Annotated in this window: 1 protein-coding gene; it reads right to left on the bottom strand. The window is 70.1% G+C overall.

All coding sequences use genetic code 11. From position 1 onward, the window contains the following. Nucleotides 1–391: IS110 family transposase (locus AC1DKN_RS21055; RefSeq protein ID WP_476872411.1), on the bottom strand; the 391-nt coding region annotated here is incomplete at both ends.

Raw genomic sequence — 391 nt, 5'->3', positions numbered from 1 at the left:
CCCTGGCGCAGCAGGAGCTTGGAGATCCGGTGCCGGGACCGCATCAGATCCCCGCGGACGTCCTCCCGGGCCCGGACCAGATCCCGGGCCGCCTCCTGGTCCGCAGCGGGGACCCGGACCGCGGTGATCTCGCCCAGTTTCAGCAGCCGGGCCAGGTGCAGCGCATCCTTCGCGTCGGTCTTCACCCGGTCCCCGGACGGACGTTGGAGTTTCGACGGGGCCGCGACCTGCGTGTCGATTCCGGCGGCCAGCAGGAACCGGGCCAGGCCGAAACCCGTCGGCCCGGCCTCGTAGACCACCCGCACCGGGGCTGGAAGAGAGACGATCCAGGCAAGAATCTCGGCATAATCCGGAGTCATCCGGTGCGGAATGATCTCGCCGGTCTGCGCGT

This window comes from Arthrobacter sp. 01N444 (assembly GCF_056399305.1).
This window is presented reverse-complemented; position numbering and strand designations above follow the sequence as displayed.